Source organism: Nostoc sp. (genome assembly GCF_036919575.1).
Classification (GTDB): Bacteria; Cyanobacteriota; Cyanobacteriia; order Cyanobacteriales; family Nostocaceae; genus Nostoc.
The window spans coordinates 1-17,729 of sequence record NZ_JBALBY010000096.1 but is presented as its reverse complement, the minus strand read 5'-3'; the positions used below and the strand labels follow the sequence as shown (position 1 = coordinate 17,729).

The 17,729-nt window shown below is 41.7% G+C and carries 12 protein-coding genes and 1 pseudogene; 1 reads left to right on the top strand and 12 read right to left on the bottom strand.

Annotation, left to right across the window (positions count from 1 at the left end):
* Positions 1-396: 396 nt before the first annotated feature.
* The 12 genes from V7K27_RS24640 to V7K27_RS24585 all read right to left on the bottom strand — a co-directional run bounded on the left by V7K27_RS24640 (position 397) and on the right by V7K27_RS24585 (position 17,428).
* A complete protein-coding gene (locus tag V7K27_RS24640; protein WP_334950788.1) occupies positions 397-2,616 on the bottom strand; it encodes a CHASE2 domain-containing protein in 2,220 nt (739 codons plus the stop codon).
* Positions 2,617-2,759: 143 nt separating this feature from the next.
* A complete protein-coding gene (locus tag V7K27_RS24635) occupies positions 2,760-3,044 on the bottom strand; it encodes a hypothetical protein (protein WP_334950786.1) in 285 nt (94 codons plus the stop codon).
* Positions 3,045-3,697: 653 nt separating this feature from the next.
* A complete protein-coding gene (locus V7K27_RS24630; RefSeq protein WP_334950784.1) occupies positions 3,698-4,741 on the bottom strand; it encodes an aliphatic sulfonate ABC transporter substrate-binding protein in 1,044 nt (347 codons plus the stop codon).
* Between the two features lie 577 nt (positions 4,742-5,318).
* Positions 5,319-6,407, bottom strand: coding sequence for a sulfonate ABC transporter substrate-binding protein (locus tag V7K27_RS24625; protein WP_334950782.1), 1,089 nt, complete (start codon positions 6,405-6,407; stop codon positions 5,319-5,321).
* 88 nt (positions 6,408-6,495) lie between these two features.
* Positions 6,496-7,686 carry an aliphatic sulfonate ABC transporter substrate-binding protein gene (locus tag V7K27_RS24620; protein ID WP_334950780.1) on the bottom strand — a complete coding sequence of 397 codons (1,191 nt, stop codon included), beginning with the start codon at positions 7,684-7,686 and terminating at the stop codon, positions 6,496-6,498.
* Between the two features lie 405 nt (positions 7,687-8,091).
* Positions 8,092-8,955 (bottom strand): TauD/TfdA dioxygenase family protein, encoded by an 864-nt coding sequence (locus V7K27_RS24615; RefSeq protein WP_334950778.1) that lies wholly within the window; start codon positions 8,953-8,955, stop codon positions 8,092-8,094.
* A 41-nt stretch (positions 8,956-8,996) separates the two neighbouring features.
* Positions 8,997-10,106: an aliphatic sulfonate ABC transporter substrate-binding protein gene (locus tag V7K27_RS24610; protein ID WP_334950777.1), complete on the bottom strand. Its 1,110-nt coding sequence runs from the start codon at positions 10,104-10,106 to the stop codon at positions 8,997-8,999.
* 531 nt (positions 10,107-10,637) lie between these two features.
* The gene (locus tag V7K27_RS24605; RefSeq protein ID WP_334950776.1) at positions 10,638-11,666 is read right to left on the bottom strand and encodes an aliphatic sulfonate ABC transporter substrate-binding protein; all 1,029 of its coding nucleotides are present in this window, start codon (positions 11,664-11,666) and stop codon (positions 10,638-10,640) included.
* Between the two features lie 170 nt (positions 11,667-11,836).
* On the bottom strand, positions 11,837-12,658 hold the full coding sequence (locus V7K27_RS24600; protein WP_334950775.1) for a class I SAM-dependent methyltransferase: 822 nt from the start codon (positions 12,656-12,658) through the stop codon (positions 11,837-11,839).
* Positions 12,659-12,852: 194 nt separating this feature from the next.
* Positions 12,853-14,034 (bottom strand): acyl-CoA dehydrogenase family protein, encoded by a 1,182-nt coding sequence (locus V7K27_RS24595; protein ID WP_334950774.1) that lies wholly within the window; start codon positions 14,032-14,034, stop codon positions 12,853-12,855.
* 274 nt (positions 14,035-14,308) lie between these two features.
* Entirely contained in the window at positions 14,309-15,790 is a 1,482-nt protein-coding gene (locus V7K27_RS24590; RefSeq protein WP_334950773.1) for an amidohydrolase family protein, read from the bottom strand.
* Positions 15,791-15,943: 153 nt separating this feature from the next.
* A complete protein-coding gene (locus tag V7K27_RS24585) occupies positions 15,944-17,428 on the bottom strand; it encodes an amidohydrolase family protein (protein ID WP_334950772.1) in 1,485 nt (494 codons plus the stop codon).
* A gap of 28 nt (positions 17,429-17,456) precedes the next feature.
* On the opposite strand from V7K27_RS24585, the pseudogene V7K27_RS24580 reads away from it, so the two are divergent.
* Positions 17,457-17,729: pseudogene (locus V7K27_RS24580) on the top strand (hypothetical protein); the annotation flags it as partial.

Sequence of the window (17,729 nt, the reverse complement as noted above, 5' to 3'; positions counted from 1 at the left end):
GCATTGTAAGCTAACGCATTGGCATTGTAAGCTAACGCATTGGCATTGTAAGCTAACGCATTGGCATTGTAAGCTAACGCATTGGCATTGTAAGCTAACGCATTGGCATTGTAAGCCGACGCATTGGCATTGCAGGGTATTGCCAAATTTAATTCGCTACGAATTAATGAAATGCTGTACTAAGTCGATATAGCGTTTCCTAATCAGATGAGGTACATCTTAGCCCCCTCCTCGCTTGCGGGGAGGGGGTTGGGGGTGGGGTTCTTGTACCTCACTCAGGCGAGAACCGCTATAATACCTTTGGATAGTATTATTCAGATTTTGCAGTAAGGTTAATCCAGGGCTGAGAATGGCATAACTGCTTCTACTTGTCGCTGATATTTTTTGCGATCGCACCTACAAAATCCCCTGCCATATATTCATACGTTTTAAATCTTGTAAAACTGCGGCGGCTGATTGATAGCGATCGCTAAAATGATAGCAAACCATCTTATCTAAAATTACCGCTAATTCTTCGCTGACTGGCGCTGTTTGCCGCCACATCACATTACCCGTTTCTGGATTTGGGTGGAGTTCTTGCGGTGGTATCCCAGTTATCGCTTGAATGCCAATCATTCCTAAAGCGTAAATGTCACTGCATAAGCGGGGATGACCGGCAAATTGTTCTGGAGGTGCATAACCCCGCGTCCCGATAGCTACTGTGGCTAATTCTGTTTGCTCACCACTTGGCGGCTGCATCAATTTGACAGCACCAAAGTCAATCAACACCAGCCGATTATCTTGAGTGCATCTAATAATATTAGTCGGTTTGATATCACGATGAATCACTCGATGCTGGTGAATAAATGCGAGAACTTCTAAAACTTGTTTGAGCATCTCCATGACAAATGATTCATTTTGCACATTTTGCCCAGGTGGTAATTCTTCACTTAGAGTATGTCCCTCGATATATTCTTGAATTAAATAGAATTCTTGGTCATCTTCAAAATAAGCAAGTAGTTCGGGAATCTGATGATGTTTACCCAAAGATTCTAAAATTTCAGCTTCACTATTAAACAACCTGCGAGCAACTTGCAAAAATCGTGTATCTTGACGGGCTGGCATTAACTTTTTCACTACACAAATCGGATTACCCGGTCGTTGAGTATCCTGTGCTAAATAAGTGCGACCAAATCCACCTGCACCGAGAGTTTTAGAGATTTTGTAGCGTCCACTCAAAAGCAAATCACCAGATTTGATTTCTGGTAAATCAATTGGGGGAAGAAAATCAAGATATGAGTCGGGAAGTGCTGTTTTATCTTCTAAGAGTACATTTAATTGGGCGATCGCTTCTTGTTGTTTTTCAACTTGCAGAATAATCACCTGAGTTTGCCACTGATTTTGGTAGCTAGTATAAGCAATCACACAGATACTACTAATCACGAAAGCAAGAGCAGAAGGGATTAACGGCACCCATCCGGCTTGCAAAAACAAAGCAGTGCAGATTCCCACTAAGCCAAGTAGAGTTATCGCCCCTACCACTAGCAAAAGCAACGGATTTTGCCACCGCCATGCTAAAATACTACCTAAAAGCGACCAGCCCCACACCCAAATAAGTTCCGCCCAGTCTGGCCAATACCAAATTAGCGATCGCCCATCCAACACTGTACTGATCAGTTGACTTGCTATCTGTGCATGAATAAACAGAGCAGGCATTCTGGCTGGTTGATCTGGTAAAGCGCTGTAGGGCGTATAAAAGCCACCTGGAGGTAGATTAGCTGCCGTAGTGCCAATAATTACAAGACGGTCTTTGACTAAATTGGGGTTGACTTGACCACTGAGGACTTGTGAGAGGGTTACTTGGTCGGCGAGGCTGCTGGGGTCACGGTAATTTAATAATATTTGATAGCCATTTGCATCCAGATGTTGATAACTACCAGAATTAGCTTCTAAACGCGGAAAGAGGGTTTTGCCTAACTGAAACTCTCCTTTCTTAGTGAACTGGTATTCAATGCCTTGTTTTTCCAGATAATTAATTGCAATTAGGGCACCAAATGCAAACGATGTTGTACATTTCTTGTCTGTAGAGCTAGCAAATAACAAACTTCGGCGAAGAATTTGGTCGTTTTCATTGTCAGTAACCACATCGCTAAACCCAACATTATCTATAGGAAAATTAGGCGGCGGTGGAATTTCATCTCTACCCAAGCTGCTGAACAAACAGGTGCTAATAATGTTATCTTGATTTTGGAGATTAGCTGCTAAATTGTTGTCTTCTGGTTGGAAAAGATATAAACCAACAATTCGCGGTTGATAAGACTCTATTTTCTTTAAAAGTTGATTGATTCTACGATCTGATAGAGTCCATTTCTCTCGTTTGAGATCCTCATCAGTGATTTTTACCAGCAAAATCCGGCGATCGGGTGGTTGTGCTGGACGCGATCGCAACATCTGGTCATAAACTCTCAACTCCCAAGGCTGCAACCATTTGAGTTCCCGAACTCCCCAGATAAAGGCGGTGACTCCTACACTAGTAACCAAAATAGTTTGCAGCCAGCTTTTGCTCTTGTCAGTTTTACGATAATCCTGAAATTTGACAAAGGGGACACGAAGTTTTTCTAATAGTCCACTAATCACGGCGTTGCGACGGTAGCCTGAATTGGGTAGATGTTGCAGGCGTAAAAGTTAATTTTCACACTCTAGGTTAAAAGCTAATTAACCAGAAGCTCCTATTAATGTAGCAATTTACTCGCTGGTTATTGGTGTATAGCACTATGCAGCTAATCATCTGTTTGAGATATTTGAGGATCTTCAACAGGACTGGCAATTGGCAAAGAAATAGGATTAGTAGATGGGGTTAGTGAATCTAACTGGGGTTGTTCAACTAATGCTTCGATGCTTGAATCAGCGAAATATGAGCTAAAAATCTGATCATAGTTAGAAGCAACAGCTAAAAAAGCGCCACCCAAAATATAGATAGGTAATGGTAGATTAAATTTTTGCAACCAGTCAAACAGTTCCGCCAAGGCAAACAGCACCAAAAAGCAGGCAAGCCAAACCTTCATATTTTCATCCCCTGGATTGAGACAACTCTATTATTAGCTTAAATAGCTTGCATAATAGTTGATGTAGTACATAATCACCTACCTACAATTTCTATAACCCTAGATAGATGCAGTGAAAGTGATAGTTGCAAAAAAATTGCTTTGTTGGGTGGAGGCTTTGCGTAACCCAACATCCTGATATATGTTGGGTTGCGCTCCGCTCCACCCAACCTACGTCTACTTAAATAGCTTTGAGGGACTAAGCCCACCTGTTGTTTAAGGTGTCCCAAAATAAAGTTACGAGCCACCTGAAGAGATAAATTTCTTTGGATTTCATACCAGTTTTCAATTAACTAGACAAGGGGCTTAACAAGCGGCTTGAGCAACTTGTTAAGCCCCTTATTGAAGCAGTACAGCCAGCCAACTTAATAGCTGAATAAAACAGGAGTCAGAATACAGAATTCAGAATTGGTGAATACTCTACCCATAAAGGGATAGAGTTTTAAGGCGAGAATATTTTAATTTTTTTCGCCCACCCTTCGGCCACGCTCAGAGCATCGCCAAGGGCGAGGTTTTAACCAATATTCATCATCCACTCGGACTCCAATTCAATTCTGAATTCTGACTCCTGAGTTCTGAATTCTTCTTATAAACCTGCCTCTACCTGTTTACCGTTACTTGATATTAGCAGGTGTGATGGCTTGATATTCTAGAGTAGGAAGAACCGCTTGTTTGATATCTATCTTACGCGTGATGACTTTTTGTGCAAAATAAAAATCAGCAACGCTCTGCTGTTGGGCAATGATCGCAGGTGTGAGTCTTCTCAATCTATAAGCACTACGGCGTACCACCTTTTCTACAATTGATACATCTAATTTCAGTTCAGGAGCTAACTCGTTGGCAATTATAGTTGGGTTTTTTTCAGCAAATTCTCCTGCCGTCTCTGCTTCCTCTAAAAACACTTGCACCAATGCCGGATTTTGGGTGACAAATGAACGCCTGCCAAGATAAAATCCGCCTAAAGTGTTAATTCCGGCTGCATTTCTCAAAATCCGAATCGGAGTAGTATTAGTACTTTGCACAACAGCTAAGAACGGATCGCCACCCACCCAGGCATCAGCCTTGCCTTGAAGAAAGGCGTCGCGGGCTTGAGGTGGAGTCAAAGCAACGATTTGAATATCGCTAATTTTTAACCCTACCTCTTGCAAAGCTTTTGCTAGTAAATACTGTGCATTCGACCCTACCTGAAAAGCAATTTTCTTACCTTTAAGATCCGCTACTGTCTTAATGGGAGAATTAGCTTTCACCACAATACCTTGGTTTGTCCCATCGGTAGGCGTGCGTCCAGCAATATAGACAAATTTAGGCGTGCCTGGGATTGTGGCTTGGGAAAATATTGGAGGTGTTTCTCCGACACTACCGATATCCACCTTACCTGCATTCAGCGCTTCTATCAATTGCGGCCCTGCTGCAAATGGCCCAACCCAATTCACAGTTACACCCAATGCTTTGAAACGTGGCTCAACAGCTTTTCTGGCTTTGACAATATCACCAGAACTTTGATAGGCCAAGTTAATTACTTTGGCGTTTGTTTGCGCTTGGGTGCTTTGCATAAGGCTACCCGCAAAAGGAGATAATAAAGCAACCAGTCCTAGTGCTGAATATTGGACAATACGCTTTAAAACTGTGCGGCGTTGTGGTTGAAATGGCTTGTTCATCAGTTGTGATTTTCCTCGTAAGTTTTAGCTTTTAAGTTGTAACCCATATTCTGCACTTCAAAATGTATTCTATGAATAGTTCAAAAATAATTCCCAATAATGGTCATGTTATTAAATATTAATACTGACGATTATTGGTGGTTGGGCTATGCTTGTGGTTAGATTGCGTAGGCGCAGCCGAACCTAGACATCGCTATATTTCCTAATCTTCAGAGATTACAAAATGAATTGCGGAATGTGGGTTGTAAGTCTTACTTTCAAAAGCAAGTAAGATAATCGGAAGTTGTTTTGTCAACCTCCTAGAACACCAATTTAGTATTAAAACTTGAGATTGCACTAATTGAACAAATCTCTTTTTGGTTTTAGGAAATTGGTATTCTAGTTGGTTTGAAAAAACTTAGCGATCTTTTTAGCTATTTCTAAAATGATTCGCATTTATTAAAAAATCAAGTCTGGAGATTTGCAAAAAGTGGCTTTTCCTCAATTAGGCTTGTTTAGCATGAAGGATTTAAAGGGATTCGAGATTTGGTATTGGAAAACTATTTCCTAATCCCCAGTCTTCATATCTGATTATTTTCTACTTTTCACTTATAAGTGTTGGTGGAGTAATAGCTGCATATTCTTTGGGTGTAAGCAAAGCTTCTTGAACATCAATCTTTTTGGGTAATATTTTTTCCTTATAAAATAAATCTGCAACACTTTGTTGAGCTTTCATCAATTCTGGAGTAATTCCTTTAAGTCGATAATTAGCGCGTCCAGAAATTATTTCTTGAATGGGGAGATCAATTTTAAGTACCGGTGCTATTAGTTTGGCTACCTCTTTACGATTTGCTTCTGCCCATTGACCGTTTTTATCAATCTCTTCCAAGATAATCCGAAGTAATTCGGGATTTTCCTTAGCAAACTGGCGTGTTCCTACATAATATCCACCTGGAGTACCAATATTTGTAGCATCTCTCAGCACACGCGCACCGTGGAGTTTTTCCACTAAAGCTAAGTGAGGATCACCAGTTACCCAAACTGGAATAGTGCCCTGAATAAATGCACCACGGGCTTCGACATTGGGCATACTCAAGACTTTAATATCACTATATTTCAAGCCGACCTCTTCTAAAGCTTTGATGATAAAATAGTGAGAAGCAGAACCTTTTTGAAAGACGACTTTTTGTCCTTTAATACCAGCTAAAGTCTTAATTGGAGAACCTTTAGGAACTGCGATCGCACTCCCTTTACCTGAAGTAGCAGTAATTCGTCTACCAGCAAGATAGACGATTCTCGCACCAGCAGCTTGAGCAAAAATGGGAGGAGTTTCTCCAACTGATCCAATATCAATTTTATCCACATTCATCGCTTCCATTAGTTGCGGCCCTTGAGCAAATTGTGCCCACTCAACTTTCACACCCAAGGGTGACAAACGTTTTTCTAAAACTCCTGTCACTCTAACTAAATCACCAGAGCTTTGATACCCAACCCGCAGCACTTTTGTTTTAAAAGTTATAGTCTTTGCCCCGGCTGGATCTGCTTTAGTATCAGTTCCTGTATTTGTATTAGATACAGTTGACGTACAACTGATTAAAGTAGTAGATAAAGCTAGAAAACCAGGCATTACAAATAAGGCTAATTTACCGATTATTGTTGTCTTAGTTATCACGAAATTATTAAACATTTATTTTTGCACCTCAATTTTTGATTAACTACTGATATAAAAACATCAGCTAACAACGTAAATTATCCATTTTTTTAGTTGATTACATTTATTTATTAGATTTAATGGAATCAGGTGTGAATGCTGCATATTCTTCTGGAGTAAGTACTCCATCTTTGACATTAACCTTTTTTGGTAGAAGTCCTTGTGCATACCATAAATCAGCTATTTGTTGTTGTTTGTTAACAACTTCATCGGTGATTGGTAGCAGACCATATACTGCTTTACTATGAATTGCTTTCAGAGTAGGTACATCAATACCAACATCACCTGTTTCAAGTTCTGCTAACTTATCAATATTTTTATGCGACCAATCTTCGGCTTTGATAAACTCCTCTAGAAAAACTTTGAGAATCTCAGGATGCTCTTTGGCAAATTTACGTGAGCTGGTATAAAAGCCACCAATATCCTGGAGTCCTTGCCCATCTATTAATACACGTCCAAGATTTTTTTGGACATTTCTAGTAATGTAAGGTTCCCAAATTACCCAAACATCAATTCCTCCTTGGCTGAAAGCCACATTTGCATCTGGAGGTGGGAGAAAAAGAGATTTTATATCACTCAGCTTTAGTCCCTCTTTTTGTAGCGCTTTTAGTAAAACATAGTGGGCAATAGAGGCTTTTTGAAAGGAAACTTTTTTGCCCTTAAAGTCAGCAACACTTTTAACTGGAGAGTTTTTTGGTACTAAAAAAGAAACTCCTTTACCATTAAATGGGGTCGTTGCAACATACACAAGAGGTGTACCTGCGGCTTGAGCGAATATAGGTGGTGACTCAGCTGTGGCTGCGATATCAAGAGAACCAGCGTTTAACGCTTCTAAAGCTTGGGGTCCTGCAGCAAACTCTAGCCACTTTACAGTAAAATTCTTTGCTGCTAAACTCTTTTCTAGAGTTCCTTGCTTTCTCATCACTGCAAGAGAACCAAGCTTAGAATAAACAACTCGTAGCTCTTGCTTTTGTGCAATATTAGAAACTTTTTGACTTTGAGATTGTGTACTAATTGGGGCTGGTTCGTTTTGAGTAGTTTTAGTTTCTTGGCTACAACCAAATATGACCATTGGTATTGTGAGGAAGCAAGTAGCCATCAATAAAGATATATGTGTACGATCAATTTTATATTTTGCTTCTATAGATTTAGTATTTAGGATATATTCATATACCGGTTTTATCTTTTTTCTGTTTGGTTGTAGCGGCTTATTGCTAGACAACTTGAGGCTATGCAAAGATTTAAAAAATGCCATAACATTTTTTGTCTATTGAAATTTAAAAATTTTCGTCGCAGCCTTTTTAATGAGTGACAACAACTATCAATTTCAGTCTAGATTGTATCGGATTTGTTTTTAAAATAAAGTATTCATCAACACTAGTTTAAAAAAAATAATCCTTTGAGTTTCTTATATTTTTATAAGCATATAATGTGAAAATTAGAGAAGTTTTATTAGGTTTTTATTTGTTTATATTAAAGATATTTATAGCAATCCTATTTGATTTGTGAGAATTGTAGCCCAAGATTCCCAACTTCTCAAATAAGTCGGGAATCTTGTTTTTCACGGGGTCAAGAGTCGAGAATAACTCTTGACTCTTGACTGCCTTAATAAAATGTAGAATCTAAACACCTATGAGCTTAATTTCCTGAGTGATAAAGCCTAAAAGGGACGACTACCTGCAAGGCTAACCCGCTTCAATACTCGTCGCTCATTTGGATCGAATGCTTGACGGTAATGCAAGGTAGCTTGATTATCCCAGTAGACAATATCACCTACAGACCATTTATGTTGGTAGTAGAACTTGGGTTGATTTAGATGTTGCCTTAACTGTTCAATCAGTTTAGATCCTTCTTCCGGCTCTAGCCCGACAATTTCCACTTCCGTAGCAATATCTAAATAAAGATGCTTTTTACCACTCTCTGGATGTGTCCTAACTAAAGGATGGGGAAAGATCGGACTTATTAAAGGAATACTCTTGTCTAAACGATACAAAGAGCGGGGTGCATTCCGGTCTTGCAAAAATGGGTTGTAGGTAATTAACTGTAAATCTGCAATTCGTTCTTTGGTGGTTTCATCTAACGCCTGATATGCCAAATTGGTATTTAACCAATAAGTATCTCCACCTTGAGACGGTATTTCCAAGGCATAAAGAAGCGAACCACTAGATGGGGTGGGAGTCCATTTGTGATCAGAATGGAAAGTGAGTTCTCCAGTACCAGTATAGCCACCATCGACGTTGGAAATCGGAATCACCACCGGAGTTTCTCCTGGTTTAGAAGCCAATACTGGAGTCTGATCAGATGGTACAAAGAGTGCGCCAAAGTATAACGAAAAGTTCAAAAGTTCTTGATCAGAAAGCTTTTGGTCTTTGAAGATCAAGATATGGCGATCGCGCAGAGCTTCTTTAAGTTGTAAGATGACTTCAGGTGCGATCGGTTGACTGGCATCAAGATCGGTAACTATGGCTCCCAAAGGGGCATCAATAGACCTAATTTGAACTTTTCTTAAAGTCGAGGTAGACATAACATTCTCCTGTGTTTTACTTTGTTTCTTCTTGGGGATAACTACTTCTTCGCTAACACATCTGCGGGAGTAATTTTGGCGTACTCTTCAGGTGTCAAAAATCCCTCTCTAACATTCACCTTCTTGGGGATAAGTCCTAAGCTGTACCACTTGTCTGCAACTTGCTGTTGCTTGATGATGACTTTCTCGGTAATTGGTACCAGTCCATAGTCATATTTATCATGCATTATTTCTAGAGTCGGTGGATCTAGCTGAGTTACAGGAGCAAGCAGTTGTGCTACTTCTTTGGGATGATCCTTAGTCCAGATTTCTGTCTTTTGTAGCTCCTCTAGAAACACTTTAATCACGTCAGGATGAGCCTGATAAAATTGGCGTGAGGTTGAGTAAAAGTTGCCAGTATCTCGCAATTTACCACCATCTGCTAAAACACGAGCTATTTTATTTTGTACATTTCTGGTAGCGAATGGCTCCCAAATATACCAAGCATCCACCTTGTTCTGACTGAAGGCCGCATTTGCATCTGCCGGTGTTAAAAAAACTGATTTGACATCGCTCAGTTTCAGTCCCGCGTCTTCTAATGCCTTAACTAATAGGTAGTGACCGATGGAGGCTTTCTGGAAAGCCACTTTTTTGCCTTTCAAATCGGCAACACTTTTAATCGGAGAGTTTACAGGAACTAAAAGTGAAATTGCTTTACCACTGGGATATGTAGTAGCTAAATAAACAATGGGCACTCCTGCTGATTGTGAAAATACAGGAGGTGATTCGGCTGTAGATGCGATATCCAATCCATTTGCATTCAATGCTTCTAACTGTTGTGGTCCAGCCGCAAACTCAGGCCACTGTACTTTAAAACCTAGAGGCTCTAATCGCTTTTCCAAGGAACCTTGCTTTTCTAAAACTGCTAGAGCGGAAAGTTGTTTGGAACGCACAATCCGCACTACTTGCTGCTTTTGGGTTGATTTCTCTGTAGTGCTAGATGAAGCTACCGATTCAGGGGAAGCTGCCGACTGCTGAGTGTTATTTTTGGGTTCACTACAACTCGATAAGGCCGTCGATAGCATTAAGCAGTAGCCCAGAGAAAACAACAAGGAACGACGTGTTGTTCTCTGGCTTTTCCTGAATTCAAACTTTCCTTTTAAAGCTGACATGGGTTGTTTTATTTATTCCTTTATGCGTGGTCAGAACGATTATGATTAATTGCGATCTAAATAACCAAAAAAACTCTTGCTTATTAATATAGTTGAAAATTAGACTAATTAAATATTTTTTCTATAATTAAAAATATCTATCATTAAAGAAGAATTCAGAAGTCAGAATTCAGGAGTCAGAATCAATCAGTCGGGGATTCAGACCCGCGATTGATTGTTCGCCTTTGGCGTCTCCCCTTGGGAGAAGACCACAAAACAATAAAATTTGGTGGGGTGCAAAAACGCCGATTATTCATCCGCCAGCGATGCACTGAGCCGGTCGAAGTGTCGCACAGAATTCATTCTGAATTCTGACTCCTGACTCCTGAATTCTGTTTGATAAATCACGATATTTATTCATATCAAGCTATTAAGATCAGTGCCATAAAACTTATGTCAAGTTATCAAATGTAAATATAAAAGCTTTACAGCACTGTTGATCGTAAAAAGTGCTGTATAGCCTCCAATCATTCTGACTTCTCTTTTAATAAATCAACTTTTAGGTTTCCATACTGCATCTTTGATTTGAAAAGTTTTAGGAATCAGCTTTTGACTGTAGAAAAGATCAACTACCTGCTGTTGTTCAGCTACAAATTCATCAGTTATATCAAACACACCCAAGATAGGCCGTCTCTCTAAAGCCCATTTCCAGACTCCTGGTTCTTCTTTAGTTTGCGCTGCCAATAAGTTAGCAACTTCATTGGGGTTAGCTTTAGCCCATTCTTCTGCTTTTCTTTGTTCTTCCAAGATTATCTTTACTAAGTCGGGGTGATTTTCAGCAAAATTGCGTGTAGCGATATAGTAGGCTCTTTGGGGCGCGACATCAGAACCTTTGGCTAGAACTCGTATTTCATTTGCTCGCTCTTTCCGAGCATAAAACGGATCGCTAGTGGGTAACACATCAACCTTGGCACCTTCAAAAGCAACCTGACTTTCTGGAATAGTTAGGTAAGCAGGTTGAATATCATTGAGAGTTAATCCAGCACTTGCTATAGCTTTCAAAAGCAAATATTGCAGGGCTGTTCCTTTTTGGATCGCAACTTTCTTACCCTTGAGTTCCGCAAGAGTTTTGATTGGTGAATCCTTACGGACAATAACTGCTTGAGCGCCTGCATTGGAACCAGTTGCAGCAACATAAACAATGGGATTATCACCAGCTTGAGCAAAAATTGGTGGTAGATTTCCAACGTTACCAATATCAACACTGTTTGCGGCCATTGCTTCCATCATTGGCGGGCCGCCGCGAAATTGTATCCACTTAATAGTGATGCCATTAGCAGCAAAGCGCTTTTCCAAATAGCCCTGAGCTTTAAGTAGGTTCAGACCTGGTGTACCACTCTGATGACCGATGTTGATCACCTCTAGTTTTTTTGAGCTTGCAGTAGTTGGCTCAACTTGGGGAGTATTGCTTTGAGTACTTGGAGAGCTACAACCTGTAACTAACAGAAAAGTCGTAAACGCCAGCAAAAAATAACGAGCTATACTGGCAGGCAACCATGACTTTCTGTAGCTTCTGAACATGATTCAATGTAATTTCTTGAGGTAAGTTTAATTCGATTATGCAATTTAGATGTTTTTTAGCTTAAGAGGAAAAATTTAGGAAGTGGAGTGAGAAAGGCCCACTCCAATGTCGTGCTAGTGGAAGATTAAAATTTGTGAGTGAAACTCTGGCTTGTTCCTGTTCAATTTTGCTAGTGCTTCCAAGCGACTAGGATTGTAGCTTTGAGTTCTTCTGTAAAATGTCCAGACGGCTCAACTGCTAGTAGTGCTTCTTTGAGATCCTTTTCAAATGCTGGGGCGTTATCACCATAGAAAATTTTGAGAGAGAAGGCTGTAGTGTATAAGTAGCCGAGATAGCTATCGACAGTCCAAGATTTTTCAAATGGCACTTCATAGACTTGTTGACGAGTAAAAGCCGAATTGCCAATTACGACTTCATGGGGAGGATCGACTGGCTTACGAATGCCTTGTCCTCGTTGTCCAGTCCGCCGCTCTTCACCTAACCATTTCTTTACTACTCCAACAGCAGCTTGTTTCCAAGGTAGATTGCTTTCCCAAGGGCTGTCACCAGTCTGAAGCAGTGCTAGTCCACCATCATCAGTGAGCAATTCATAAAGGCGTTCAAGGACTAATTCGCGTTCCATCCAGTGGAAGGCTCTACCAATAGTGGCTAACTTAAATGTCCCTAGACTAGAGTCAATTAGTTCTGCTCCTTGTTCTAACCAAGTAATATTATTTGCTCCTACTGCTGCTGCTTGCCGTTTAGCTTCGGCAATCATATCGGGATCGGGATCGATCGCCACAACTTCCTCAAATTTGGTTCGCAGAGGAATTGAAATTAATCCTGGGCCAGTACCTAAATCAAGAAGTCGTCCTTGACCATTGAGATTAAATATTTCGGCTAGTTTGTCGAATACAACTGGTGGGTATTTGGTTCTATATTGAGCGTAGCCTTCAGCAGCTCCCTCAAATAAACTTGGGTCGTAGGTGGGAAGTGTTTTTAGTTGAGTCATATCAATTTTAGATTTTGGACTTCGACTTCGCTCAGTCGAACGATTTTGGACTTCGACTTCGCTCAGTCGAACGATTTTGGATTTAGGTAAGTAAGGTGGAGATTAAATAATACCCACCCTACAAGACAGCGAGTAGACAGCTTAAATATTGGGCATTGTTTATCCCCCTCATCCCCCTCATCTCCCTCATCTCCTTAAGAATATTGGGTGATGACGGGTAGCTGATCGTTGAGTAACCAATCGCCGATCGCACGCAATTTGTAATCTACAGGATCGTGCAGGGTAAAGGTTCGTAAGTCCCGCCAATAACGGTCAAATCCATATTTGGTTGCTGTGGCGCGAGTTCCCGTAACTTCAAAGATGCGGTTGGTAATATCTATACCTACACGGGTAGCTAATGCCTTCGCTGCGGAAACTGCGATCGCTACTTCTCCCCTTTCTTGATGAGTGAGTTCTGCATCCTTGTCCCATGCTGCTTGTACCTTCTCGGCTGCTTGGTCAGCTAGAGCGATCGCAGCTTGAATTTCTACCCAAAAGTCTCCGTAATGATGCAGAATATATGGGTCTTGAGTAGCACTCTCTACTCCTGATGTAATCCACGGTTGAGTAGTAGTTTTAGTGTACTCACGAGCGGCGGCGAAAGCTCCTTTAGTAATTCCCAGATAAACGTTGGTTTTTGTTAGCTGGGCAATAATACCAAGAAAAGTTGAGAAGGCACTATCAGGAGGATTTGCTGGCCCCAAAATCTCATCTTTCTCTACTAGAACATTGTTAAATGTATAACTACCGCTATCAGTGCGACGTTGCCCGATGTTGTCCCAATCTTGATTGGAAACTAACCCTTCCCTGTCTTTGGGAATTATGAATATAAAAGGCAATTCTACGCCATCTTCCAAAGCGGAGAATACCCGGAAATCCGCAACGGAAATACCCGTACCAAAGCTTTTAACCCCATTAACACGAAAATTTTCGCCTTCTGGGTTAATTTTCAGCCTAGTATCCCGCGTATTAATGGCATTTGCCCAAAATAAGTTCTTCTTAGCAGTTTCTCTATAATATTTTTCCTTTTGGGCTGGCGTGCCGGAAACGTGACCCAAAGCCGTCAAATTGAGATGATTACCATACAACTGACCAATTGAACCATCTGCTTTTGACAGTTTTCTGACAATTTTTAAGGCATCAATCCAAGTTGCGCCAATCCCACCATATTGCTTGGGTACAACCAGTGATAACAAGCCACTCTCACGCAGTTTATTAATTTCTTCTTCTGGGATTCCGGCTTTGGCATCCCGTTCAACTGCGGATTTAGCAAGTTCCTTGGATAGAGAAACTGCTACATCAATGTAATCCTTTGGTTTTGTAATTTCTAGCACCATAATCAAATCATCCTTTTAGGAATTTCAAAGCAATAAAACAGGAGTCAGAATTCAGAATTCAGAATTCAGAATACTCTACCCATGAAGGGATAGAGTTTTAATGCGAGATTCTTCTAATAAATTATCCAAATAAACGTTATTTAAGAGAAATGTAGAGTGGGCAAAGCCCACGCTACAAACGAACAGAGGAAATGGAACATGGAACGTTGTAATTGTCCTTTGTCATTAGTAATTTGTCATTTGCAAATGACTAATGACTAATGACTAATGACAGTTATTTCTTAGCCGCTAGATATTCGTTTGCGGCTTTCTCAACACCTGTACCTTTGAAGAAGTCTTGATTGAGACTGGTGTACAACTCCAAAGGATGGATTGAGAGGAAGTAGCGGAGGTCTTCTTCGGTAATGATTTCGTGTTCTACCATTGAGTAGGCGTTGGCAGTAACGGCGGTGATATCTGGCACATCCCAGTGACCGGAATCGGAACCCAAGAAGGCTTTAACTCTGTCGCCAAAGGGATTCGCTGCACGATTAAAAGCTTGAGATACACGGGTATCATCTGATTCTGTACCGAAGTAGAAATGATTCCAGAAGCGATCGCGCACATCTTCTGGTTTCTCAATTCCTGCTAGCTCAAATTCGTCGAGTTCGCCTGGATCTTCTGGTGCCAATAGTTGATGGTGGAATCCTAAACCGTCACCAATTTTATCTAAGCGTCCTTCTACAAGTTCGCCACCGTAGCGGGTGTACAACTCTACAAGTGCTTCCTTATCGATAATCGCAGGATTGTTATTTGTCAACAAATGTTGTTTGTTGCGGGTTTCCCAATGCCAAATAATATCAGCGTATAGACTAGCACCCCAAGCTGAACCACCTTCTAAAAAGGCAAACTTTAATTGTGGGAAGCGGCGGGTAACTCCACCAAAGAACAGCGATTTGCATAATGCTTCGGCTGCAAAAGCAAAGTGATTAATATGATTATACTGGGCGTTGGTGACAGAACGCTGAGTTGTCCAACCTTGGCTAGAAGCGTGAGTTGTGGGTACAACTTTCAGTTCTACGCACTTAGCCCAGAATGGATCGTAATCATACTGGCTATCTAAGCCAAAGTTATCAATCCAAACGACTTCGTTAGCGACTTCTTTACCATACTTTTCAAAAGCAGGAATTGGACGACGGACGTAACCGGGGATTTGAATTGCTTTGAGTCCGAGAACATTCACCGCATATTCCAACTCTTCAATCCCTTCTTCGGGAGTGTGCAGGGGAATGGCGGCAATGGGTGTTAAGCGATCGCTATAAGGGCGGAAAATATCAGCATGGTAGGTGTTAACTGCTCGACAAACAGCCCGCCGCATTTCTTCGTTACCGATATTCGGCGCCATTGTTGCCAAGTTGGGGTACACAACGGCAAAGTCTGTACCTGCTTCTTGCAAGCGTTCATGCAACAACTTGGGTAAGCTAATGGTAGCCAAATTCAAAGTATTTTTTGTGGGACGACCCCACCAGTTAGGGCGATTGGTGCGATAAGCAAAACGTTCTTCCCAACTTTGCTTATACCACTTAAAGCGGGAAGCTCCTGGTAAATTCTCTTTGAAACGTTCGACAAGTGCAGTTCCACCAACTTGTTCTAAATAATCCAAGACTGCTGGTTCAAATTCCTGGGTATGTACATCAGTGTCAATAATCGGATAACCAAGTTTTTCTCGAATCTGAGCAGACCTAGTTTTTTGGGGGCGGTCTAGAGCGATCGTCATGATAGTTTACCCTAAATTATTCAAAAGATTTGTGTATCTTTAAGATCCCCCTAGCCCCCCTTAAAAAGGGGGGAATTGAGGCACTTTTTGCCCCCCTTTTTAAGGGGGGTTGGGGGGATCATCAAGATTGAGGGACATAACGAGAAGATGGAATTAACGGCCGGCGCTAGCCAAAAATTCATCTGCGGTTTTCTCCACAGCCGTACCTTTGAAGAAATCACGATTCAGGCTGGTGTACAACTCCAACGGATGAATTGATAGGAAGTACTGCAAATCTTCTTCGGTGATAATTTTGCGTTCTACCATTGAATAAGTATTAGCAGCGATCGCAGTAATATCAGGTACATCCCAGTGACCAGAATCGGAACCCAAAAATGCCTTAACGCGATCGCCATAGGGATTAGCTTTGCGGTTAAATGCTTGAGCTACACGGGTATCATCTGATTCTGTCCCGAAGTAGAAATGATTCAAGAAGCGATCGCGGATATCCTCTGGCTTGGTAACTCCTGCAACGGCGAATTCATCCAAATCACCTGGTTCTAAGGGGGCTACTAATTCGGCGTGGAAACCTAGACCAGTACCTAGCTGATCCAAACGACCATGTACTAGTTCGCCACCATAACGGGTATATAGTTCTAGCAGTTCTTCGCGATCGATATTGGCAGGATTATTATTTTCCACCAAATGGTCTTTATTACGGGTATCCCAGTGCCAAATTAAATCGGTGTACAAACTAGCACCCCAAGCTGAACCTCCTTCTAAGAAAGCAAACTTGAGTGTGGGGAAGCGGTGAGTTACACCACCAAAGAATAGAGATTTACACAGTGCTTCCGCAGCCGATGCAAAGTGACCAATATGGTTGTATTGGTAATTGCTAATGGAACGCCGATTGATCCAGCCCATACCAGAAGAGTGGGTGGTGGGTACAACTTTAAGTTCTACGCACTTAGCCCAGAAGGGATCGTAATCATACTTACTATCCAAGCCAAAGGTGTCAATCCAGATGGCTTCGTTGGCTACTTCTTCGCCATACTTCTCAAAGGCGGGAATCGGGCGGCGGATATGGCCGGGGATTTGAATGGCTTTGAGTCCCAGCACTTTTACCGCATATTCCAATTCTGCGATCGCCTCTTCGGGCGTATTCATGGGGATGGAAGCAATGGGTGTTAAGCGATCGCTATAAGGGCGGAAAATCTCAGCGTGATAAGTGTTAGCTGCACGACAAACAGCCCGCCGCATTTCTTCATTCCCGATGTGTGGCGCCATCGTTGCCAAGTTGGGGTACACAATGGCAAAGTCTGTACCAGCTTCTTGTAAGCGTTCGTGCAGCAACTTTGGCAAACTAATGGTAGCTAAATTTAAAGCGTCGTTAGTGGGACGAGTCCAAAAAGGAGGGCGGGCGGTGCGGTTAGCGCGGCGTTCATCCCAAGATTGCTTGAACCATTTAGAGCGAGATGCACCGGGTAAGTGTTCTTGGAAACGCTCTGCGATCGCAGTTCCACCAACTTGCTCTAAATAGTCCAAGAATGCTGGGGGAAATTCTTGGGTATGTACATCGGTATCAATAATCGGATAACCCAGTTTTTCCCGAATTTGGGCAGACTTAGTTTTTTGTGGACGGTCTAACGCAATAGTCATAGCACTTTACCTGGAATTTTCAAATGGAATGGTGAATGGGGAGTGGGGAGTGGGGAATGGGGAGTGGGGAATGGGGAGTGGGGAGTGGGGAGTGGGGAGTGGGGAATGGGGAGTGGGGAAACTAAGCCGTTTAACACCGGGCGGGAGGACAGATAAATCTACTTGCTCTGTACATCAAGGAATTATTGATCAGCAGGGAAGTTGGAAGCCTTTGAGCTTGGGAGTTGAGCCTTTGAGCTTGGGAGTTGAGCCTTTGAGCTTGGGAGTTGAGCCTTTGAGCTTGGGAGTTGAGCCTTTGAGC